The sequence below is a fragment of the Nocardia sp. NPDC052112 genome (genome assembly GCF_040680135.1).
Classification (GTDB): domain Bacteria; phylum Actinomycetota; class Actinomycetes; order Mycobacteriales; family Mycobacteriaceae; genus Nocardia.
Genome location: NZ_JBFAWD010000044.1, coordinates 1 through 21,740, shown reverse-complemented (window position 1 = coordinate 21,740; position 21,740 = coordinate 1). Strand labels below are relative to the sequence as shown.

20 protein-coding genes and 3 pseudogenes are annotated in these 21,740 nt (G+C 63.8%); 12 read left to right on the top strand and 11 right to left on the bottom strand.

What is annotated here, in order from left to right; genetic code table 11:
* Positions 1–21: 21 nt before the first annotated feature.
* The 8 genes and pseudogenes from AB0L58_RS41365 (at position 22) to AB0L58_RS41330 (ending at position 8,213) form a co-directional block, all read left to right on the top strand.
* Positions 22–243, top strand: a complete 222-nt coding sequence (locus AB0L58_RS41365) for a DUF2510 domain-containing protein (protein WP_364396624.1) — start codon at positions 22–24, stop codon at positions 241–243.
* 65 nt (positions 244–308) lie between these two features.
* Positions 309–674: a WXG100 family type VII secretion target gene (locus tag AB0L58_RS41360; protein WP_364396621.1), complete on the top strand. Its 366-nt coding sequence runs from the start codon at positions 309–311 to the stop codon at positions 672–674.
* Positions 671–976, top strand: a complete 306-nt coding sequence (locus AB0L58_RS41355) for a WXG100 family type VII secretion target (protein WP_364396618.1) — start codon at positions 671–673, stop codon at positions 974–976. The genes AB0L58_RS41360 and AB0L58_RS41355 overlap by 4 nt, the downstream gene beginning before the upstream one ends.
* Positions 977–1,089: 113 nt before the next feature.
* Positions 1,090–2,262 (top strand): hypothetical protein, encoded by a 1,173-nt coding sequence (locus AB0L58_RS41350; RefSeq protein WP_364396616.1) that lies wholly within the window; start codon positions 1,090–1,092, stop codon positions 2,260–2,262.
* 8 nt (positions 2,263–2,270) lie between these two features.
* A complete protein-coding gene (locus AB0L58_RS41345; protein WP_364396613.1) occupies positions 2,271–2,732 on the top strand; it encodes a hypothetical protein in 462 nt (153 codons plus the stop codon).
* Between the two features lie 198 nt (positions 2,733–2,930).
* Positions 2,931–3,095: pseudogene (locus tag AB0L58_RS41340) on the top strand (IS4 family transposase); the annotation flags it as partial.
* Between the two features lie 329 nt (positions 3,096–3,424).
* On the top strand, positions 3,425–4,633 hold the full coding sequence (locus tag AB0L58_RS41335) for a hypothetical protein (protein ID WP_364396610.1): 1,209 nt from the start codon (positions 3,425–3,427) through the stop codon (positions 4,631–4,633).
* Positions 4,634–5,534: 901 nt separating this feature from the next.
* On the top strand, positions 5,535–8,213 hold the full coding sequence (locus tag AB0L58_RS41330; protein ID WP_364396608.1) for a DEAD/DEAH box helicase: 2,679 nt from the start codon (positions 5,535–5,537) through the stop codon (positions 8,211–8,213).
* Positions 8,214–8,729: 516 nt separating this feature from the next.
* On the opposite strand, the gene AB0L58_RS41325 is transcribed toward AB0L58_RS41330, so the two are convergent.
* From AB0L58_RS41325 to AB0L58_RS41305, 5 genes and pseudogenes are all read right to left on the bottom strand, one after another.
* Positions 8,730–9,620: a serine/threonine-protein kinase gene (locus tag AB0L58_RS41325; RefSeq protein ID WP_364396605.1), complete on the bottom strand. Its 891-nt coding sequence runs from the start codon at positions 9,618–9,620 to the stop codon at positions 8,730–8,732.
* Entirely contained in the window at positions 9,617–11,017 is a 1,401-nt protein-coding gene (locus AB0L58_RS41320; RefSeq protein ID WP_364396704.1) for a UvrD-helicase domain-containing protein, read from the bottom strand. The genes AB0L58_RS41325 and AB0L58_RS41320 overlap by 4 nt, the downstream gene beginning before the upstream one ends.
* The gene (locus AB0L58_RS41315) at positions 10,933–11,745 is read right to left on the bottom strand and encodes a hypothetical protein (protein WP_364396601.1); all 813 of its coding nucleotides are present in this window, start codon (positions 11,743–11,745) and stop codon (positions 10,933–10,935) included. The genes AB0L58_RS41320 and AB0L58_RS41315 overlap by 85 nt, the downstream gene beginning before the upstream one ends.
* On the bottom strand, positions 11,742–13,238 hold the full coding sequence (locus tag AB0L58_RS41310) for a hypothetical protein (RefSeq protein WP_364396707.1): 1,497 nt from the start codon (positions 13,236–13,238) through the stop codon (positions 11,742–11,744). The genes AB0L58_RS41315 and AB0L58_RS41310 overlap by 4 nt, the downstream gene beginning before the upstream one ends.
* 81 nt (positions 13,239–13,319) lie before the next feature.
* Positions 13,320–13,379 (bottom strand): annotated as a pseudogene (locus AB0L58_RS41305) (hypothetical protein); the annotation flags it as partial.
* On the opposite strand from AB0L58_RS41305, the gene AB0L58_RS41300 reads away from it, so the two are divergent.
* A complete protein-coding gene (locus AB0L58_RS41300) occupies positions 13,374–14,231 on the top strand; it encodes a tetratricopeptide repeat-containing protein (RefSeq protein ID WP_364396598.1) in 858 nt (285 codons plus the stop codon). The pseudogene AB0L58_RS41305 and the gene AB0L58_RS41300 overlap by 6 nt on opposite strands.
* 40 nt (positions 14,232–14,271) lie before the next feature.
* On the opposite strand, the gene AB0L58_RS41295 is transcribed toward AB0L58_RS41300, so the two are convergent.
* The 3 genes from AB0L58_RS41295 to AB0L58_RS41285 all read right to left on the bottom strand — a co-directional run bounded on the left by AB0L58_RS41295 (position 14,272) and on the right by AB0L58_RS41285 (position 16,042).
* Positions 14,272–14,547: a hypothetical protein gene (locus tag AB0L58_RS41295; protein WP_364396593.1), complete on the bottom strand. Its 276-nt coding sequence runs from the start codon at positions 14,545–14,547 to the stop codon at positions 14,272–14,274.
* Between the two features lie 61 nt (positions 14,548–14,608).
* Positions 14,609–15,367, bottom strand: coding sequence for a tetratricopeptide repeat protein (locus AB0L58_RS41290; RefSeq protein WP_364396590.1), 759 nt, complete (start codon positions 15,365–15,367; stop codon positions 14,609–14,611).
* A 357-nt stretch (positions 15,368–15,724) separates the two neighbouring features.
* On the bottom strand, positions 15,725–16,042 hold the full coding sequence (locus AB0L58_RS41285) for a helix-turn-helix domain-containing protein (protein WP_364396701.1): 318 nt from the start codon (positions 16,040–16,042) through the stop codon (positions 15,725–15,727).
* A gap of 169 nt (positions 16,043–16,211) precedes the next feature.
* Here AB0L58_RS41285 and AB0L58_RS41280 point away from each other — a divergent pair, with 169 nt between their 5' ends.
* Complete coding sequence (locus tag AB0L58_RS41280) at positions 16,212–17,060, top strand: alpha/beta hydrolase (protein ID WP_364396587.1); 849 nt, start codon at positions 16,212–16,214, stop codon at positions 17,058–17,060.
* A 627-nt stretch (positions 17,061–17,687) separates the two neighbouring features.
* Here AB0L58_RS41280 and AB0L58_RS41275 read toward each other — a convergent pair.
* A pseudogene (locus tag AB0L58_RS41275) lies at positions 17,688–17,828 on the bottom strand (PEP-CTERM sorting domain-containing protein); the annotation flags it as partial.
* A gap of 126 nt (positions 17,829–17,954) precedes the next feature.
* On the opposite strand from AB0L58_RS41275, the gene AB0L58_RS41270 reads away from it, so the two are divergent.
* Positions 17,955–18,359, top strand: a complete 405-nt coding sequence (locus AB0L58_RS41270; protein WP_364396582.1) for a nuclear transport factor 2 family protein — start codon at positions 17,955–17,957, stop codon at positions 18,357–18,359.
* Between the two features lie 251 nt (positions 18,360–18,610).
* Here AB0L58_RS41270 and AB0L58_RS41265 read toward each other — a convergent pair whose 3' ends face one another.
* The gene (locus tag AB0L58_RS41265) at positions 18,611–19,603 is read right to left on the bottom strand and encodes an AraC family transcriptional regulator (RefSeq protein WP_364396578.1); all 993 of its coding nucleotides are present in this window, start codon (positions 19,601–19,603) and stop codon (positions 18,611–18,613) included.
* A 144-nt stretch (positions 19,604–19,747) separates the two neighbouring features.
* Between AB0L58_RS41265 and AB0L58_RS41260 the strand changes: the two genes are divergently transcribed.
* Positions 19,748–20,800, top strand: a complete 1,053-nt coding sequence (locus tag AB0L58_RS41260; protein WP_364396576.1) for a saccharopine dehydrogenase NADP-binding domain-containing protein — start codon at positions 19,748–19,750, stop codon at positions 20,798–20,800.
* Positions 20,801–20,816: 16 nt separating this feature from the next.
* Here AB0L58_RS41260 and AB0L58_RS41255 read toward each other — a convergent pair whose 3' ends face one another.
* Positions 20,817–21,398: a hypothetical protein gene (locus AB0L58_RS41255; protein WP_364396573.1), complete on the bottom strand. Its 582-nt coding sequence runs from the start codon at positions 21,396–21,398 to the stop codon at positions 20,817–20,819.
* Positions 21,399–21,740: the final 342 nt, after the last annotated feature.

Here is a 21,740-nt window from a genome sequence, read left to right as displayed (position 1 = left end):
GATCTGGCTGGCGATACTGCTTTGGCTGGTGACGGCCTTCTCGTCTACAGCGCGCTGCTGGCGCGATCGGACAGACGAAGAGCAGTAGCGAACCGCGGTGCCGACCATGCCGACGTCAGTACGACCGACGATCTGGCTGCCCCAACGGCACCGCCGGGCTGGTACCCATCGCTCAATGACCCTGCGCGCCAACAATGGTGGGACGGCCAGGGCTGGACTGAACAGGTATCGGGGTCCGAATAGCGCTGTGGCAATGTCAGGTTGACGTACGTGCGGAGCGACCGGTGCAGCCGACAGCGTATGGACGCGTGGGGCAGATCGCCGTTATCGTCGTGTGCGTGGGAGATAGCGGGGGGCCTACCGGAGCTGGCCAGAATCTGTCAGTCGTGCCTGATGATGTGCAGACGATCGGCCAGTACGTCTACAACATCGCAGACACCATGAAACAGGCCCTCGATTCCGCTGCCCGCGAGGTTGACACCTTACTCACTTCCGACTGGACCGGCGACGCGGCCGACGAGTTCTCCAATGGGTGGACCGAAACTCGTGACGGCGGAACACAACTCATGCAAGCGCTGACTTCTCTCGCCGAAAAACTGGGCGTCACCGCCGCCAACTACCGATCGACCGACACCGGCAACGCGTCCGGTATCTCCAGCCTGGATCTGCCATGAGCTCCCAATTCAGCGTCGACCTCGATCGACTCGACCAGATTGTGTCTCGCCTCAACGGTTTGGCCGGATTCTTGCACGATCACCTCGACGAACTCGACCACAAGGTCGCCGCCCTGCACAGCGGCAGCTGGGAATCCGCGGCAGCCAGCGCATACGCCGACGCCCACAGCCAATGGCTCGCGGCCGCAAGAGAATTCGCCGAAGGCGTCGCCGCCGTGAGTGACGCCGCACAGAAAGCGCACGGCCGCTACACCCGCGCTATCGACGTCAACCGACGCATGCTGCAGTCGGGGCAGGCATGATCGTCGACTGGCAGACCTACTACGACGCCGCCAAGAAATGCCACGACCTCGCCGATGACCTCCGCAAGGCCGACAAACCGGTCCACGATGCGGTCAAAGGCGAATGCGCCGGGATGGCCGGCGACGCCCCCGGCTGCAAGGAATGGGGTGGGGCCTACGACAAAGCCGCCCAGCAGACCATGCAGGCCTGCTCGAGCCTGGCCAACGCACTCACCAACTACGGCGCCGTGTTGTACGCCAACGGCTACCACTACGCCATCGCCAACAAGAGCAACCCAACCGCGCCCCGCATCCACGCGCAGGAAGTCGGCGAATACAAGGTCACCATCCCGTCTTCGGTGCACGATAACGGGATCGGCTTCACCGACCATGGCGGGCTGAAGGAGTTCTTGGACAAACTCGTCGCCAAAGTCCTGGCCGCCTTCGGCAAACTCCCCAACGGTGACCACACCAAACTCGACAAAGCCCACACCACCTGGAACACCTTCGCCAACCACGACACCATCACCGGCGCCGCCGCCCGCATCTCAGCCATCTCGGCTCTGTTCGACGGCATGGACGACGCCACCAACCGGCAACTACTCCAAGACCACTTCACCACCCTGAAAACCGGCGCCGACACCGTCGCTACCGCCTCCCAGAAGATGGCCACACCGGTTAAGGACTACCACGACGCGACCGTCGCCCTCGGTAACGACAATGCCAGCGCGATCAACGCGCTGGAGCTGTCCATCAGCTTGATCGCCATCACCGCCGGCGTCGCGTTTCTTTTCAGCCTCGGCTCCTCCGCCGTCGCCGCAGCCGCGGCCATCGACGCTGACGTTGCCCTCACCATCAACGCGATCCAAACCTCCTACCGCGCCAGCCAAATGGTCCGAATCATCGGCCTCACCAGCCTCGCCGCCGGTGCCGTCGGCACCATCGACGCCTTCCACGCACTCCCCACCACCGACCTCGACAAAGCCATCGCCAGCCTCGCCGCCATCATCGGCATGACCTCGACCATCGACGACGACCACGCCGGTGATTCCGATGAACCAGACTTCCGTCACAGCGAATACACTCAAGCCGAGATAGAAGAATTCATCAACGGCCATACCGGGGACGGGAATCCGACGATGGATAGACCAACTCCCGAACAAGTTCATGACGCGCTGACAAAAGGCACACCGGAACCGATGGGCGACGGACGCACAGCGGAACAGGCCGAGCAATTCGTGTACAAGGGAATCAAGGTGGTTGTGAACTACGAAATGCCCTGGAAATCAACCGCCTGGAAACTGTGAGGAAAAGAATGTCGAAACTCGACGATCACGCGCATCTTCATTTCTCCGAAGATGAGATCGCCGATATTAAAAGCAACTCGATCACACTGAAATCGGGCGAAGAACGCGATGCGATCCGCTTGGCAGACTCATGGGAGGCCCATGTGGAGAAGATCGATCGAGACAGAAACCTGCCTTGGTCGGACCGCACTGTCTGGAACGAATACGACCTCAACGCCGCTTATGCCATACGGGATTACTTGGAGAGCGCCATCAATAATCTGCCTGCCCCACTCGGCACCAAGATGACGAGTTACGTCTCCGAAGCAGACGATAGATTCATGTCTATCACTGTCGAAGATTCAGGGAAGCGCATGGCAGCGGTCGCGAACATTGACATAACCGGACGCGGGTGGTGGTGGTTCCGCGTACCCGACTCTGGGCCGATCGTTGAAGACCTGGCTCGCTGGAGCCGATTCGAGAACAAATAGCGGGCAATGCCAAGTCGCGCCAACGACGGACAAACCCAAAATCAGCTCCGAGCGGCAGACCCCCTCGATACTAGTGCCAATGCCGTTAACTTTGTGCGGTTGTCGACGGTGGGCTACTTGTGAGCGAATCGTGGTGGCGGCGGCTGTATCACGTGAGATCGCCTGTGGTGCAGTCGGTTCGATGTATGGTGCCGGTTCGTGGCGGAGGAGGCGGTCAGCCTGCTGACCACACACTACGCCATCCGTGAACTCATGTATTCCGCCGCCGACTTCGAAGGCTGCGACCCGTTACGGCTGTCGTTCATCCGCACACTGCGCGTTGTCCGGCGGCACGTCACCGGACAAGCGGGTTTTTCCCCCTGACCGGCTCAGCACAGGCACCTACCACGCCATCACCGAGATCATCGAACGCTCCAACCCACGACGGCTACGCAGCTACCCTTGAGTCACCAAACGCAGCGAACCCAACAAGTTCCAGCGAAAATCGCTGCGGCACAAGAACATCAACCACTGCAGCGCTCCCTCGATCCGGCTACACCACCGCGTAAGTTAACGGCATTGACTCTAATACCGAGCGGTCTCGTTTATCGGGGCCGGGCCACGCCCACAACTCGGTTTCCATCGCGAGTCTCCAATCGCGACATAGGATTTCGCCAGGATCCGTACGGCACCATGAACACCCGGAGCAACGAATGAATCCGATGACGACCGGCCGCCCCGTGTACCAGCTGTGGACCGCGAGCAGAGGTTGGGCCGCACAAGAGGTCGTCGGAATCCACGCCTATATTGCGAACTTCATCGGGATGCTCGGTGACGATTTCGATCCTCGCGGCACCGAGACCTCTCGTATGGTCGAGCTGATACCCGAACCGGAGAATCCACATGACCGTAACGCGGTCGGTGTCCGTTTCGGGAACCGTACGGTCGGGTATCTGCCCCGACAAGATGCGATCCGTTATCACCGACCGCTGTTGGAACTAGTAGAACTCGGATACGTACCGGTGGCAGCGGGTCGGATCTGGGCGCGAGAGTATTCGGAATGGGACGAGCACGGCCGCGAGCAGCACAGACTCAGTACGAGCTTCCACCTCTATGTGTCGAGCCCTGAAGCTATCGTCCCGCTGAACGATCCACCTGCAGTGGCATATACGCTGCTGCCGGAAGGTAGCGCGGTACAGGTACTGAAGACAGCTGACCACGCGGATGTATTGACGTGCTACCACACCGATGGCGGAGACCGCCCAGTGATTGTCTCCCTTGTCGCGATCGAGCAGTCGAGTGCACGCACCACGAAACGAATCGTGGAGGTCCGGATCGATGAGGACCGAATCGGGCAATTGTCACCCGCGATGAGCGAGAAATTCCTACCTGCTGTAGACCATTTCACTACTCGTGGCTGGGTGACGGCAGCGCGCGCAGTGCTCACCGCGTCGGCAGTATCGGCGACTGTCTCTCTGCGGGCCCAGAAAGCATTCGAGCTGGGACCGGAAGTGTTGGACGGCCCTCCCACTATTGTGCCACCGCGCGGAATACCGAAGCGGAATCATCCCATGCGCGGCGAGGTGAATTCTCGCCCGGCGCCGATGGAAGAGGTGCAATCGGGTGTCACAGGAAACGGCAGCCAGATCACTGTTCGCGAGTCGCCCGTCGAGCAGATCATCACTGTCTCAATCGACTTCGCAACGGCCCTGACTCCATGGCAGTCGCGGGTAGCAGCGGATGTACAGCAGACCGCGCAGCGGCTGCTGTCGACACGACGGTTGTCCGCACCCGCGGCGATGTTGACCAACGATTCATTCTCCGCGTCGGCGCCACTGGATGTCGGACAAGAGTTCGTCGATGCACTGATCGGGATCGACGACTCGAATTTCACTGCCGCGCAGGAGTTCATCAACGACTGAAGCTGGCATCGGCTACGTCCCGCACATCGTATTCCGTAGGGACTCCGACGTTTTCGGCGTCGCCGAACTCGAACCAGCGTACCGTTGATCAAGTCCTCGCTGTCTCGAGCGGTAGTGGATGGGGGAAGCAACTATGGGTGGGACAAAACAGGCCGCGCAGTTGGTCCGGTTCTGGCGAGCAGTCGAGATGTTCAGTCCGCAGGACGTCCCCGAGCTGACGAGTCGGTCCAATCGCCCTTCCAGCCCGGTCGTCGTGGACGTAGCGGCCAATCAGATCGCGCCGTGGGACCGGAATCATCCACTGTGGCGCGACCGATTGCCCGCAGGGGTGACATGGCAATTCACCGTCTACGGCGGTGTATACGACGTCAGCCGGGCACGCGATGAACTGATCCGAGTCTTCGGTGCCGACAGGTGTCCACCAGATGGACGGCCCGCCGGTGCCACCGCCATGTTCGCGTTCACCTTGGACGCACAGGGGCGCATTGTGGAGAACTCGCCGATCCTATCTGCATGCGCATGGGCGATCAGCCGCCTTCGGTCGCCCGGACCGCGTGATAACTCATGGCTTGACGGATTCGAAGACGACCACCGCGGTTTCATTACGGGGCTCAACAAGATGGCGCCCCCCAGAGTTGGTTCCGCCCGGGAAGAGCTACCACAGTCTGCATTATCGCGAGCCGCGGCGGGCGTGGGCCGGCAAGCGCGCGCAGCCGGTGCAGAGGCAATCGCAAAAGGAGCGGGATCGGCGGCCACGGTCGCCGCGACCGCAGCGGCGACCGCACTGGGTGGACCGGTTCTCGGCGGGATCGCGGGCACGGTAGCCGGCACCTTCGCCGAGCGAATGTTGACACGGCGGCCCGCCGATGGCGCAGCGCCGACAAACGGCGACGAGTCCACCGTGAACCTGAACCTGACCACCGGCGATCTACACGACTTCATAGATGAGCTCGCATCGGCGTTGGACATCAAGGATGCGCTCGCCATCGATGGACTGCGAGTGAAATGCGTCCAGATTCGCGAACGCTACGCCGGGGAAGCGGCCGATCAAGACTTCCTGAACAGTTTCATCGCCGATGACTTGGCACGGGTGGAGACGGCCGCACGGCAGGGTGATATCGGCGATGCGCTGTGCGGTTATCTTTCCGACCTCCGCGCGATCCCTGTCCAAGGCCGTATCGATGTGCGAACCCGACCTGAAGCAGTGGTGGCCGGAGTTTCACCACTGCGCTTTCCCGGAGGACGATGGCCGGGCGATGTGCGGCGGCCACTGGTGCTGAGTCAACAGTTCGCGGTGAACCAACTGATGGCCGAACTCCGCAACAGCAACGGGATTTTCGCCGTCAACGGACCACCTGGCACCGGCAAGACCACAATGCTGCGCGATGCACTCGCCGCAATCGTCGTAGAACGCGCGATCCGACTGGCGGAAATGGATCGCCCCGCCGCCGCGTTCACCCGCAAGATCGAGAACGTCCAGCTGGGCGAAAACAACTACAAGCCAGCGGTCTACGAGCTACTTCCCGCTTTGACGGGCTTCGAGATCGTCGTTGCCACCGCGAGTAATGACGCGGCGACCAATGTGACGGCGGAAATACCGGCCGTCACTGCGGTTTCGGGAGCACAGGATGAAGCGCTAGCGGTCGACTACTTCACCGACCTGGCATCGCTGGTGCTCGATGGTGAGGCGTGGGGTCTGATCACCGCTGTCTTGGGCAAGATGCCGAATCGGCGGGACTTCGTCGGCAGATTCTGGTTTGGGAACGATTCGCGAGATCAGCCTGTCGCCCCGCAGACGACGAACGAGGCTGACGCTAGTCGAGCCACATCCCAGAACATCGGTATGAAGGACACGTTGGCGCGGGCAACCGCAGAACCCGCAACGGTCCCGGACTGGGCTGCGACCGTGAGGTCGTTCAAGCATGCCCAGCAGGAAGTTCGTCAACTCGCAGAGGAGCGGCAGTCGGTAGCGAACGCTATTGCCGAACTGGCCCGCCTTGACGGCGTAGTCCGATCCGCTTGGGCCGACATCCTGTCCGCGAATGAGCAACACGAGCACTGGGGTGAGCAGCACCGCACGGCGCAAGAGCATTGCCGTGCCGCTGATGCGGTGTATCAGCAGGCTGCCGCAATCCTCACCGATCACGACCAGCGCAAGCCCGGATTCTGGGTTTCACTGTCTACGTGGTTCCGCGCCGGCCGAGAATGGAGCGCACGAAGCAAACAACTTGTTGCGGCCCGCGATTCGGCGAAGCAACAACTCGACAATCACATCGAGGTAGCGCGACTCGCCTACTGGAATTACCAGGAAGCCGCGGCGCTGGGCCAACGACGAGTCCAAGAGCACCTCGACGCAGTCGCTGCTCAGACAGCCGTTTCCGCGCTGATCGAGCAGGCACGCCAGCGGTGGCCCGGGACTGTGCCATTCGGCGAGAACCTAGCCGACGAGCAACAGTTTCAGCTCTGTAATGCCTGGGCCGACAAGGAGTTCACCGCGGCGCGGCACCGTCTTTTCCTCGAAGCGTTGACACTGCACAAGGCATTCACGCTCAATACCGCATCTCAGATGCGCGGCAATCTGGCGGTAGCCACCTCGCTGATTCGCAACCAGGTCAAGACCACACCGAAGCCCGAAACCATTGCCGCTGCTTGGCAGACGCTGTTCTTGGTGGTGCCGATGGTCTCGACAACATTCGCCTCCCTCCCGCGCCTGTTCAAGGACCTCCACAGCGAGGCACTCGGCTGGCTGTTTGTCGATGAAGCCGGCCAAGCCACACCACAGCAGGCCGCCGGCGGGATTTGGCGTGCCCGCCGCGCGGTCATCGTCGGCGACCCACAGCAGCTGGAACCAATTGTCACACTGCCGTTTCCGGCGCAGCAGGCGCTGCTGCGGCATCACCGCTTGGAAGAGGAGTGGACACCAGATTTCACCTCCGCGCAGCGAGTCGCCGACCGACTTGCTCGGCATGGCACCGCACTGGCAGACCCCAATGGCGACACCGCGATCTGGGTCGGTTCGCCACTCCGAGTGCACCGACGCTGCTACCGCCCCATGTTCGAGGTGTCCAACCGCATTGCCTACGGTGGCGACCTCATGATTTACGGTACCCCGGACCGTGGCCAATTCGTCGGCGAAAACACGTGGTTCGATATCCCATCTGATCGCGCCGACGGCAACTGGATTCCCGCCGAAGGCGAACAACTACGTAACCTGCTGGACATGCTGACGAACGGCATGGCTATCGCGCCCAATGACATCCGCGTAGTCAGCCCGTTTCGGGACGTCGTGCGCGGCGCAAAATCCATTGCCCAGCAAGTCGTCGGCCGCGATTTCGCAGAGCGAAACGTCGGAACCGTCCACACCGTTCAAGGTCAGGAAGCCGACGTCGTGATCCTGGTGTTGGGGACCCCACTCGAAAAGGGCGGGGCGAGGGCGTGGGCCGCCGCGAAACCCAATCTCCTCAACGTCGCGGTGTCCCGCGCGAGACGTCGGTTCTACGTGATCGGCAACCGCCGCCTTTGGCGTGAACAGCAGTACTTCAGTGCGCTGGCAACGGAACTCCGGGCCGCGACTGGCTGACATTGCTCGACGGCGTCGTGTCGCAATACGTCGGACCGGTTGCGACAGTTTATGTATCGGAAACTGGCGGTAGACGGCGACGACTCCGGCAACCCAGCCACCATCTCATGGGCGCCAAAATAGGATGTCCAGACGAGTAGCGGCGAGTTCGCGTCGAGCGGACGGTCGGGGCGGGTATCGGACCAAGGAGTACACGGATGGCAATGGTCGTGTGGCCGACGAACAACAAGTCGATGCCGAAGCTCGACGGGTCGATCTGAACTTCCGCGCCATCATGTTTCGCATCGAAGGCAAGGCCTCCGACACCACCTACATCTATCTCGGCACCTGGAAACACGATGTCGCCAACAAACTGGCCGAGAAGTCGACCCTGCGGGTCAACCCGGTGAACGGCGTGCTGGAAGGGATCGTCGGGGGGCTCGACGGTCACGCGGATCGTAAGAAGCGGTCCGCGGTCCCGGATCCGACCGGACAGTTGGCCGAACTTGGTAACGCTCAACAGACGAGCGAGCCCGCTTACATCGGATTCGATAGTGCATGCAGGTACAGGTGGATCGGGTCGGTGGACAGATCGCGTTCGATCCATCCGGGGAGCGGGGTGAGTCCACGGATCCAGGGCAGCAAGAGCCGGTGGACAGCGAGCGCATCCGTTGGGCGCTGTGCGGGATCCTTGGCCAGCAGCTGGCGAGTGAGCTCCTCCAGCTCTGACGGAACCCCGTTCATAGGCCGTGGTTCCTCGGCCCGCAACCACCCGAGCTCGGCCGAGTCGTTGCGGCATCGGAACGGCCGTGGACCGGTGAGCATTTCGTACAGTAGACACCCGACCGAATACAGGTCACTCGAGTTGCTGGCCGATTCGCCCTCCAGCAGCTCCGGGGCCATGTAATGGACCGATCCCGGAATATTGCCCCATTCCGTAATCGCGGAGTACTCCCCGACCTTCAGTGATGTGGCGGCACCGAAGTCGATCACCTTGACCATGCCGTTGGGGGTCAGCACGAGGTTTTCCGGTTTCAGGTCCCGATGAATCAACTCGACCCGGTGAGCGGCAGTCAGGACGGCGCACACCTGGGCCGCGATGCACGCGGCCCAGCCCACCGGCAAGCTTCCTTGCTCGCCGATGAGCATGCCGACGCTTTCGCCGGGCACCAGCTCCATCACCAGGAAAAGCTCACCGTCGGTACCGAAGTCGTACACCGCGGGCACACCGGGGTGGTGCAGTCGAGCAGTGATCCTGGCCTCCCGGTTGAAGCGACGCCGCGTATCGGAATCGCTCGCGAGCTCGGGGGCCACAATTTTGATGGCAACCATGCGGTTGAGGCGCAGATCGAGTCCACTCCACACCTCCCCCATGCCGCCGCGTCCGATGGCTGAGGTGACGCGGTACCGATCGGCGAGGGTTTTCACGCCAGGAACCTGCTCTTCTTTCCGTTCCAGCTGATCATCAGGCTGTCCCGGGCCCGAGTGGCCGCGACGAACAGCAGCGACCGGGCTTTCTTGATCTCGCTACGGTAGCGCGCGGGATCGGTCTGCTTCAGTTCGAGGATCCAGCTCCCGGGAAGCAGTCCTTCCGAGACGCCGGCGAGAATCATGCGCTGGTATTCCAGACCTTTGAAGCGGTGCATGGTGCCGATGTGCACCGGCGCGTCGATCTCTCGCGGGCCTTCTGTGCCGATGACGCTGGCGTGAATGTCGGCCTTGCTCAAGCGTTTCGAGACGGCTTCCGTCATCCACCGTTCCGGCACCGCCACCGCGATCGACCCGCTGCCCCACTTCACGATCTGCTCGGTTATTCCGTCCAGTTCGGCTTCCCATGTGGAATAAGACTGCAGCGCAGGTGGCAGCCCGCGCAGCACCGAACGGTAGCCCGCGAGATCGTCGTTGCCGTCATCGAGGTCATCCCACTCTTCGTCGCCCAGCAATGCGGCTGCCGTGCCCAGGATTTCGTGAGTGGTGCGGTAGCTCAGCGTCAATTTCGCCGACCGGCCACGGATATTGATGCCGAGCTGGCCGAGGGACGCGTACTGGCCGTAGATCCGCTGATGGGTGTCGCCGGCGATGAACATGTCATTCGGGCCTTCGGCGACCATCGCGCGCAGCATCCGCCAGTGGGTTGGACTTAGGTCTTGTGCCTCGTCCACGATGATGTGCCGGTAGCGATGCCGCAGCTCGCTATCTTGTTGCGACGCGACGTCGTTCGCTGCGGCGATGTTGTTCGCGCGATCGGTTTCCAGCAGGGCGGCGCGTTCGGCGACCTGCCGCAGTGTCCACATCCGCTGCTCGTCCAGCCGCTTGACAAAGCGTTCGACCAGACGCCAGATCGAGGCGCGGGCCTCTCTGCCAATGCGCTGTCCGCGCCCGGCGCGGCGGGCTTTGAAGTATTCCGCGCGAGTGGTCACCCCCTGCCCGAGGATGACCTGGCTCCATTCGTCGTGCAGGAACTGCGCATCCCACTGCTGCTCACCGACTTCGTCGAGCAGGCGCCGCCATTCCTCGACGGCCTTCACGTCGTTGATCCACTGACGCCCGGCACTGCCGGTGGCTTCGGTGGCCACTTTGACAGCGAGTTTGTCGATATTGAAAATCTCTACGCGCGCCAAGGTTTCGGGTCCGGCCAGGTCCAGCAGGCGCTGTCGCAGGTCGGCGGCGAGGTTGGTGTTGAAGGTGGTGAGCAGAACGTCTTTGCCGGTTCCGGGGCCGAGCCGGTCCACCAGGTGCTTCACCCGGTGCAGCGCGACGATGGTCTTTCCTGTGCCGGGACCTCCGCTGACTCGGGCCGGCCCGCCGTACTCGCGATTGACGATCTTGCGCTGGGTGGGGTGTAGAGGAACACCTTCCAGCGCCCGAAGTCGCCCTCTTCCAGAATCGCCTGCAGCGCACCGTCTTCGGTGGTGACGGTGGCGGGGCGCTCCAGCGCGGCCTGGTAGTCCTCGACGTCGATCTCCTCCGGCGCCGCGACCGGAGCGGTGATCTGTTCCATGACCTCTTCGGGCGTCTTACCGGCGAACAGTTCCAGCAGCACCTCCGCGGTCAGCTGCGGCGCGTAGGAGATGAGCGCCTGCAGCTCGTCCTCGGTGGTGAGCTTCGATATCAGCACGAGCATGGGCTCCGCGACACCGAGTCCGAGCAGGGTCTCGTCGGAGTACTTCGCGAAAAGCGGTGCCGGCCCGGCCGGTTCCTCCGGCACGGCGGCCTCGGCCGTCACCAGGTCGACGAATTCGATGCCGCCGCTGACCGGGTTGACCTGGTAGGCGTAACGATCGAGGTTGTCGTATACCTCCTGCCGCGGCTTGATCGCGACGATCACATAGTCCTGATTGCCGGCGTGCAGCAACAGCGCTCGGTAGTCCAGGTTGACGCGTGCCGAAAATAGCGGTGAGTTGCCTTTGAGCTGTTTGAGTTGCAGACCCGGCGATTCCGGGTTCTCCCGGAATTTGTGCTGGAAGTCGTAGATCGCACCCTTGACCGCGCGCGGAAGCTTCAGTACCTCGTTGTAGGCCTTGTCGAGCATCCGCAGTGTCGCGCCGCTCATCGTGCACCTCCGATTCGTTCGGCGAGTTCGGCCGCCGTCCAGGCCGGCACGGGTCGCGACTCCCAGCCCGCTTCTGTGTAGGCGGCGTCGCGCTTGCGCGCCTCGTCATCGTTCGCGACCAGCACTACCGCGACTTTCGCTGCCGGCCAGGCCAATTCCGCTTGCCAGGCGTTATCGCCGAGTTCGTAGCCGACTTCCGGGGCGGGCACGCCGAGCGCGGCCAGCTCATGCGCGAGTCCGGCGAGACCGGGTTCGTCCGGGTCGAGCAGATCGAGCGGCTGCTGCCAGTCCGCCACCGTGGCCCGGTCGTCGGCCACGGTCCGAGGTTCCGGTTTGGGCTCCCGGCGCGGCGGCGGAGGCAAGGTGTCGTCGGTCAGGTCCTCGTCGAGCGGCAGCAGGCTCAGCATGGTGAGGAAGCCGCTGCCGCCGGCCGCAGCGAGCTGACCGGCATCGAACTCGTCCAGGGTGGACAGGGCGAGTTGAGCGCTGTCGCCGCCGCCGAAGTCGAGGAACTGCAACAGATTTCCCCAGTACAGCCAGTTCGCCCAGCGTTCCTTGTGGGCTTCGGCTTCGATCGTCTCGGCGCGGTCGTCGATCACCGTGAACGCGCTCCACGCCGGTTCCGAGCGCTGATCGAGGACGATCGTCAACGGCCCCGCCGCAATAGCCGCGATCTTACCGACCTCAGCGGCGGGCAGCGGTTCTCCGTGCAGGGCGGCCGTCACGCGCTTCGCGACCCCCGCGGTGTCCGACGAGCTGGGAACTTCCTTCGCGGTCTTCGTTGCACCGGCCACCACGGCCTCGGCGCGTGCCAGCCAGACTCGCCGATCCGGATCGGTGAGGTAGGACAGCAGGGTGTCGATCGGGTTGGTCCACATGGTCGTCACCAGTTCATCGGCGTTACGACCCGTGCGCTGCCGGTAGATGCCGCGCGCGGCGTTCTGCGCGTTGCCTAGATATGGAGCGAACAGCGGGTCTCGCGAGGTGTTCGGGCCGAAGCCGCGCAGCTCCCACTTGTCGATGTCGTTCCAGGTGATCTGGAAGACCAGGCCGCGGTGCGCGCGCAGGCGAGCTCGCTTGCGGGCATCGTCGGCGAGCCGGTTGTGGGCCGGGGATGCGTGGAATTCGTAGCCGTCCAGATAGACCGAGATCTCCTGGGTGTCGTCACCGACCAAACGGAACACCACATCCGGACGCGTGCCTCGAATGGTGTTCTGCAACAGCATCTTCCAATGCCGAACCTCACCATCAGGGCCCTCGATGCGCAGGTCGGCGGTCCGCTTTCCGCCCACCAGCTCACCGCGAGCCAGGGTTCCCGTCTCCGGCCGGCCCGCCCATTTGGTGAGTCCATCCAGGAACCGGGCTTCGAGTTCGCTTTCCACCTGATCCCACAACGAGATCTGATCGGTGTCGGCGACCTCGGCGACTTCCCACTCGGAAAGCAGCTCGTCCAGCATCTCCAGGGCCTCGAGACGACTCACCTTGTCGTACATGTCATCCTCGACATGGGCGAGCAAGCAACGGTGGCACGCACGCTTCGGCGGGTCCTCGTCCTGGCATGGACAGGTGGACACCAGGTCGCGAGCCGCAACGAGCACTTCCCGGAATCGGTCGGCGCTGGCCAGACGGTGCAGGTAGCCGGTCCCGCCCGGCAGGGTGTCGTGCAGGACGAGGCGGCGCGATCGCTGCGGATCGGCAACCTCGCCGACGCCTATCGGAGTGCGGGGCGGCCGGGTGAGGCGATCGCCCTGCTCGAGCGGTTGCTCCCCGATCGGGAGCGGGTGCTGGGCGCCGAGCACCCCGACACCTTGAGCACCCGCTACAACCTGGCTGGCGCCTATCGGACGGCGGGCCGGCCGGGTGAGGCGATCGCCCTGCTCGAGCGGTTGCTCCCCGATCGGGAGCGGGTGCTGGGCGCCGAGCACCCGGGTACCTTGACTACCCGCCACAATCTGGCTGGCGCCTATCGGGCGGTGGGGCGCGCGGACGAGGCGATAGCCCTCTACGAACAGGTGCTCCCGGATCGGAAGCGGCTGCTGGGCGCCGAGCACCCCGACACCTTGAGCACCTGCCACAACCTAGCTCGCGCCTATCTGTCGCTAGGGCGCACGGGTGAGGCAATCACCCTCTACGAACAGGTGCTCCCCGATCGGAAGCGGGTGCTCGGCGCTGAGCACCCCAGTACCTTGAGCACCCGCTACAACCTCGCCTATGCCTATGAGTCGGTGGGGCGCACGGGTGAGGCGATCACCCTCTACGAACAGGTGATCCCTGATTGGGAGCGCATGATGGGCACCGAGCACGTCGGTACCTTGAGCATCCGCTACCACCTCGCCGACGCCTATGAGTCGGTGGGACGCACGGGCGAGGCGATCACCCTCTACGAACAGTTGCTCCCTGTTGTGGAGCGGGTGTTCGACCACGATGCTCGGATTGTTCGCGGAGTGCGCGAGCGACTGGCTGCTGCGGGTAATCGGCCGGTCTGAACACCAGATTCCCGATCGGCGCGAACAGCGTCAAATATAGTCAGTTGCCGAGACTCTTGAGCTGGCGATCGAAGCTAGCCACAAGGTCCATCAGCAGGTCGAGCGTGAGGCTGGGCTGGACCCGACCCAGCACTCCGAGCAAACGGTCCACCGAATGTGGTTCCTTCACAACAAACTCGAGCTGACTTTCCGATTCAGCGAACATGGGCACCGGCGGCAGGTGATCGTGATATTCCGTGAGCAACGGAACTCGACCTGTGGTCGAACGCGCCCACAATGCCGATTCCGGGTCTTCGCATGCGCCAACGACGAACACGCCGGACGTGCACGTAGTGCGGAAAGTTTCGACGTGCCGCCCGTGCAAGTTCGAGATGCCGTCACTCCTGTGTCGACGAGGGCGGTCCTGCTTCGGACAAGGCGGCAGCCTCGTCGGGTCGGCCCGCCGACCGGTACACGCGAACGAGGTCGTCGCGGGCGCGCTGTGCGAAGGGATCATTGTGCCCGACAAGCTGTTCCCGGTAAGCCAGGAGTTCTTCATACAACGGGATCGCCTGATCCCAGCGACCCGCAGCCTCATAGGCGGCAGCGAGATTGCAGCGATCTTCGTACGTGTCGGCGCCGCTTCCCTCGACGTACGCCAGGTTCCGTTCGAACAACGCGACGGCCTCGGCATATCGGCACGCCCGGTAGCACGCCACGCCAAGCACGCGGCGAGCGCCAACGACGGAATACACCTGGGGTCCGAACATTTTCTCGCGATAAGCAAGAAGTTGTTCGAAGTGCGGAATGGCTTCGTCCCATCGACTCAGCGACATATAGGTGCCGCCGAGTCGATTGTGTACGACGTTGGTGTCGTGGTGATCGTGACCGAGGACCCGCTCCCGGTACGCCAGAAGCTGCTTCAAAAGCGGAACTTCGTCATCCCCCCGCCCTGCCCGATGATAAGCGTCGGCGAGACGATCGCGCGTCTCGTTGGTGTCCGGGTGGTCGTGGCCGAGGCATTGCTCCTGCAGTGGCAGAAGTTCTTCCATCAGCGAGACGGGATCGGCCTCACCAGAAGTAGCCGCGGTCCCGCTTGCGGTGCCCTTCAAGCTCCGACTCAGAGCGGCCGCTGCCCGTTTGATCGGTTCCAACACGCTGTCCCCTCCTGGTCCAACTGGCAAGCGGGAACCCCACCGCTCCAGTCAGAAAATCTATCTCACTCGAAGTCACGAGACCCACGAAGACAACGGGTCGATGCTTCTCCGGCGATCGGTATGGCAGGCCCACGGAACTGACACGGCGGCAGCCTCACTCACTGGAGGAGAGCGGTACGAGGTCACGAAGCGACACCGCAGCCATCCGGAACATGCCGATTAGCGGATCATTCGCCGAAGCGACTCGAGCGACGGCCACGAGGTGCGCCCTCTCGTCTTCGATCCGCTGACGGCCGCGCTTTGCCGCCGCCACACACCGCGGGAATCTTCGTGGCTATCGCCGGGATCGACATGAGGTCATGCGTGGTCCGCAGGGTTTGCGGCGGCGTCGATCTCGGCCATGTGCTCCTCCGCCCACGCACGCAGTGCGGCCAGCGGATTTTCCAGGGAGAGTCCGAGATCGGTAAGGCGATAGTGAACGCGCGGGGGAACGGTAGGTTCGACGCGGCGGGTGACCAGCCCGTCGCGGGACAGGCTTTGCAGAGTCACCGACAGCATCTTCTGCGATACGCCCGGCATCCGACGCTGCAGTTCGGCGAAGCGCACCTCGCCGGGCGCGGCCTCGGCGAGCAGTTTCACCACCATGGACACCCATTTGGTGCCGAGCCGATCCAGAAGCCGACGGGTCGGGCAGCCCGGAGCGAACAGATCCCGCGCTGGCCTGTGCTGGTTCGGGTAGTCACCTGGAGCTCACCACCTGTATCAAAAGTGCCGTCTTGGCAGGCTACCTCGGGTTACCTACGGTCAGCTGGTAACTATCGGTAACCGGCTAGCGGAGGATCGAATGTCTCACGAACTGCCAGATCTCACAGTGCGGATGGTCGCAACCAACGGGATCAAAGCGAACGTGGCGATCGCCGGCACCGGACCAGCAGTCCTGCTGCTGCACGGCTTTCCACACACCTGGCAGCTATGGCGCGAGGTGATGGGCCCACTCGCGCAACGCCATCGGGTGATCGCGCCGGACCTGCGCGGCCTCGGCGCCAGCACACGAGCACAGGACGGCTACGACGCAGGCACGCTTGCCACCGACGCCGAGGGACTGCTCGACGCCCTGGGCGAAACCAGCGCGTCCGTCGTCGCGATCGACGCCGGTGCTCCGCCGGCGTTCCTGCTGGCGATGCGGCGGCCCGATCGAGTCAACCGGCTGGTGCTCATGGAATCGCTGCTGGGCACGCTGCCCGGTGCCGAAACCTTTCTGGCCGGTGGGCCGCCCTGGTGGTTCGGGTTTCACGCGGCGCCGGGTCTTGCCGAAAAGGTCCTTGCCGGAAACGAATCCGATTACCTCGACTGGTTTCTGGCGACCGGTACCCAGGGTCGCGGCATCCCCGCACCAACCCGCGATGCCTTCGTCGCCGCCTACACCGGCACTGATTCCCTGCGGTGCGCTTTCTCCTACTATCGGGCGATGCCCACCAGCGCTGAGCAGATCCGGCGGGCTGTCGACACCGCCCGGCTCACCGTGCCGACGATGGCCATCGGATCCCACCCGGTCGGAACCACACTAGAAAACCAACTCCGTCCGGTCGCCGACACCCTGACCGGGAACCTGATCGAGGACTGCGGTCACATCATCCCCCTCGACCGCCCGGCGACCCTGGTGCCGCTGCTCCTCGACTTTCTCGATTCCTGAAGGGCCAGAACCTGATCCGGCCGTAAGCGAAGTCCCGATATTACGTCCCTACAGCAACGCACGATAATGCCGCAACCAGGGTGCAATTTGCCTGGTTCTGTCGGCATCGTGGGGCATGGGTGCCTCATCGGATATCGACGTCACCTTCGCCGGAGACGATCTCGTACTGGCCTGGCCTGCGCGGGCCTATCTGGCTCGATTCACCGGGAACTCTCGTACGCACTGCGGATCCGACCTACGCCTGTACTTCCGCTGGTGCAGCGAACATCACCTCCTGCCGCTAGCGGCGGTGCGGGCCGAGATCGAACGGTACGTGCGATGGATGCAGGAGACCCGCCGGTACAAACCCTCCTCCGTCGCCCGCCGCACCGCAGTAGTCACCGGGTTCTATCGAACCTGCGTCATCGACGGCGTCATAGACCACCCGCCGGCGACCTCGAATCCCGCGAGCAAGACGGCAGCGATCTCGGGCCTGACGCGGGCGCCTATAACCCCAACCGGCGAACGTTCGCCGACACCACCGGATCCGCCGCTTCGGCGACCTCATACCGCCAGCCGAGCACATTGCATACGGCGCGAGTCGCGGTGAACGCGCTCCTTCCCGTTGGTCGGCGGGTCGGCAGTCCATCACCAACGCTGCACACAGCGGGCGAAGTAGCCCGGTGCATGTGAGCGGCGCTTGCCTTCCAGAGTTGGCCCAGAACAGTTGCGCCGCAACACCGATCCCACCGAGATCGAAGCCAGCAGCATCAACCAAGCGGACGGTTCAGGCTGCCGACGTGTTCGGACCTACTTTGCGGATTTCGGGGACTTCGACGCCGGGCCCTCGCAGATGAACGACGACACGACGGCGTCATCCGTCCCGTCGCGAAGAACTCGAGTTACCGTCCCGACATGGACATCGCCCTCGACCCGCCCATGGCGGTGGTGCTCCGATACGTCGATGCCTTCAACAACGGTGACTCGAAGGCGATGGCTGCGCTGTGCGCTGACCCGATGCAGATACTCGACGGTATGTCGCCGCATGTGTGGCAGGGACCGACAGCCAGTGAAGACTGGTGGAGGGACGTGCGTAGGGAGGGCGAGCACACAGGAGCGTCGGGCTACCACATTGCCCTCGGCGAGCCACGGCACATCGATGTCACCGGTGACCACGCGTATGTCGTTGTGCCCGCGACCATGACGGTCAATCTGCAGGGCAAGCAGGTAACGCAAACCGGCTCACTCTTCACCGTTGCGCTCGGCAAGGTGGGGACACAGTGGCGGCTGACAGCCTGGGCATGGGCAAAAGGTGCCTGACCGCCCGGCTCGACGGTGCGCCGCCAAAGACCACGCTTCAGGCCAGGCACGGGCTCTCCCGCCACAGAGGCCCTACGCCCACAGCACCCACAACCTATATCCCAACTCCACAACCCTCCCCGCACACCGCAACCAATCCCTAAACAAACCAAATATCCATGTCCGGTCCGAGTGAACTTTTCCCAACGGGCGGCTGCCGACGTGGTCTGCGAAAAGTTGGTGTGGCTTTCCTGGGTGCCGAGTGTTCGGGTCTATCTTTCGGATTCGACGGCGCGTGTGACCGCGCGAGCCGCGAAGCTCGAACGTCCCGCGTTCCGATCCGGTGGTTGAACTGGCGGGTTCTTCCTTCGGAATTGACCTGGTGGCTGGCCGAATTCGTTTTTGAACGCGTGGGCGAACGCGAATTCGGATGCATAGCCCGAGTCTCGGGCGATGACCGGCAGCGGGGTATCGGTGTCGCGCAGTTGCCGAGCCGCGAGGGTCATGCGCCACCAAGTGAGATAGGCGATGGGTGGCCGGCCGATGAGGTCGGTGAATCGGCGGGCGAGGCCAGCTCTCGAAATCCCCGCGTGCGCAGCGAGTTCGGCGACGGTCCAGCCGTGCCCGGGCGAGCCGTGGATCGCCGAGAGCGCCGCGGCAACGGCTGGGTCGTGTAACGCGGCCGACCACCCGGTGTCGGTTTGGCGGTCGAGCCAGCCGCGCAGGATGTGCAGCAGTAGCGCGTCGAGCAACGAACGGAGCATGGCATCGTGACCGGGCCGGTCGGCGGCAAGTTCGCTGTCGAGGAGATCGACGATCGCCCCGACCGGGGTATGACGAGTTTCCGGGGCGGGCAGATGGATGACCTCGGGCAGATCAGCGAGCATCGGATGTGACCGGCTTCGATCGAGAAGGTAGGCACCACACAGCAGCACGGTCTCCGGTCGCGGTGCGGATGCGGTGTCCGGTCGGGACGGTCGCGGGTTCACCCGGCGCAGCGATGCAGCAGCAGGACGTAGTGGCGTGGCCGGATCGTCGGCCAGGGCATGGGTGCATCCTCCCGGGAGGAACACTATGTCGCCCGGCCGCAGCGCGATCGGGTCGGCGGCGGGGGGCAGAAACCAGCAGGTGCCTGCCAGGACCACATGGAATCCCGCGGCATCAAAGGCGGGAAACTGCCAGCCGAACGGCGCATGATGGCTGACCCGGCCCGAATGAGGCTCACCGATCCGCATCGCGGCCACCACGTCAGAAAGGGGATCCACACCATCAAAACTATCAAATCAAGACTCCATCGAGACAGATTCGTATAGATGTTGGATTCTGACGCATTGAACGTCGCAGAGTGTTGGCTTTAGGTTCGAACTGCTGCTGATCACGCAGCGAAATCGTAAGCCACAGGAGTTGACATGCTCATCACCGTCTACGGCGCCACCGGCTATCAGGGCAAGCTCACCCTTGCCGAGTTGTCCCGCCAGGGCGTAGAGGTCCGACTCGTCGGTCGAGATCGGGCGCGGCTGGAATCCGCAGCCGCCGAGGTCGGAATTCCCGACGCCGATCGCCGGGTGGCCGGTCTCGCCGACCGCGCCGCTCTCGTTGCTGCTTTAGCGGGTAGCGATGTCGTCATCAACTGCGCGGGACCATTCACCACCTCCGGCGCGGCGATGGTCGATGCTGCGATCGCCGCGCGTGCCCACTACGTCGACACCGCGGGCGAGCAACAGTATGTGAAGGACGTTTTCGATTCCTTCGGCGGCGACGCCGAGCGTGCGGGTGTCACGGTAGTACCGGCAGTCAACGACGGCTGCCTGCCGGGCGACCTGCTCGCGCACCTGATCACCGAGCAGACCGGGCCACTGGCGGAGATCACTGTCAGCCACTTCATCACCGGTGCCGCCGGTCTCTCACGCGGATCGCTGCGCTCGGCGGCGGCGACGATGGACGCGATGCGGTCAGGCGGGCTGACCTATGACGACGGTGCCTGGCGCAGCGGGATCCCGGCCCGGCGCGAGAGAATCACATTGCCCGACGGCGAGTCCGTCGCGATGGCGGCGCTGCCGACGTGCGAGGTAGTCACCATCCCCCGACACGTGCAGGTCGAGCATGTCGAAAGCCTGCTGGAGGCAACCTTGAAAGCCAGCCTCGAAACACCCATCACGCCGGAATTGATCGCAGGGCTTCCCGCAGGCCCGACCGAGCACGACCGCGCCGGGCAGCAATTCACCTACCTGCTCGACGCCGTGGACCACCAGGGTCAGCAGACACGGGGAGTCATCCGAGGCCGAGACACCTACGGAACCACCGCCGTCGCCGTGGTCGAAGCAGCCCGGCGATTGGCGGCATGCGACACTGCCGCCGGAGTACGCACCCCCGCGCAAGCATTCGATCCCGCCGACTTCCTCGAAACCCTCTCTCGCCACGACCTCAGCTGGACCATCGAGGCGACCCTGACAGTGAAGTGACACAGATGTCATGTCTTCAACCGAACTTGAACTGTCGGCGGCGGCGTGGGCTGGGTGTGAAGTAGGGCCGCTCGCTGACCGACCACGGCCGCGGCTTGCCTTGCTCGCGTGGTTCGGTCCGCTCCGGCCAAGGGGCAGGTTCGACGGCAGTGTCGAGGTAATCGGTTGGCGCGGGGCCAGTTCGGATGTAGTCGAAGGATCGGGCGACGCGCCAGCTCGCATCGCTGGCCCGTTCAGCGCGGGGCTCGCTGACTGTTGCTGTCGCCGAGAGCGCGCTTTCGAACAGCGCGTTGGATCGGGCCCAGTCGCGCAGGATGACGGGTGCGAGGCTGCGGTGATGGAGCATGGCGTCGCCGCCGCAGCGGTGCTGGGCGAACCGGGCAGCGCTGGTGAAGCGGGCCTCTTCGTTGCGCTGCTGGGGTTTTCGGTAGCTGGGGCCGCCGAAGGTGCGCTGACCGCGGTAGTCGTGGATGGGCAGGCTGGGTGGCCGCCAGCAGTCTTGATCGATCCAGTGCGCGATGGGGTCGTGAACTACCTGGGGCCGATAGCCGGGCTGTCCGAGACGTCGCCCGATCTCGGCGGCGAATCGCTGCTGCATGGCAGGGTCCCCGGCGGCCTGTCGGCGCCAGTGCAGCGCTCCGATCAGTTCGGCGATATCGACGGCTTCGGGGGGGCGAGGAGCAGCGTCGCGGAATCCGGTGTGACAGGGGAGTGGTGGTGCATCCGCCCCGGATCCGGCGCTAGCGTCGAAAGACGTTGCGGAACAGGGTAGTTCGAGTTCACCTGAACGTTGGCTCGAGATCCGGCGCTAAGGATCTCGGGCATCTGCACCACTACCCGCTCCTACATGTGGGATCTGTCAGCTCTGTGTCAGCGGTCGTGTCAGCACGGGAACAGTGCGGTGTCAGCACAGCGGGCGATTGTTGCTTCCGTAATCAGT

Bases quoted from the DNA above. Each gene is read 5' to 3' on its own strand.
- AB0L58_RS41345 (WP_364396613.1), top strand. From the start codon at position 2,271: ATGTCGAAACTCGACGATCACGCGCATCTTCATTTCTCCGAAGATGAG.
- AB0L58_RS41355 (WP_364396618.1), top strand. From the start codon at position 671: ATGAGCTCCCAATTCAGCGTCGACCTCGATCGACTCGACCAGATTGTG.
- AB0L58_RS41255 (WP_364396573.1), bottom strand. From the start codon at position 21,398: ATGCAGCAGCGATTCGCCGCCGAGATCGGGCGACGTCTCGGACAGCCC.
- AB0L58_RS41315 (WP_364396601.1), bottom strand. From the start codon at position 11,745: ATGAGCGGCGCGACACTGCGGATGCTCGACAAGGCCTACAACGAGGTA.
- AB0L58_RS41310 (WP_364396707.1), bottom strand. From the start codon at position 13,238: ATGTACGACAAGGTGAGTCGTCTCGAGGCCCTGGAGATGCTGGACGAG.
- AB0L58_RS41335 (WP_364396610.1), top strand. From the start codon at position 3,425: ATGAATCCGATGACGACCGGCCGCCCCGTGTACCAGCTGTGGACCGCG.
- AB0L58_RS41270 (WP_364396582.1), top strand. From the start codon at position 17,955: ATGGACATCGCCCTCGACCCGCCCATGGCGGTGGTGCTCCGATACGTC.
- AB0L58_RS41280 (WP_364396587.1), top strand. From the start codon at position 16,212: ATGTCTCACGAACTGCCAGATCTCACAGTGCGGATGGTCGCAACCAAC.
- AB0L58_RS41350 (WP_364396616.1), top strand. From the start codon at position 1,090: ATGGCCGGCGACGCCCCCGGCTGCAAGGAATGGGGTGGGGCCTACGAC.
- AB0L58_RS41260 (WP_364396576.1), top strand. From the start codon at position 19,748: ATGCTCATCACCGTCTACGGCGCCACCGGCTATCAGGGCAAGCTCACC.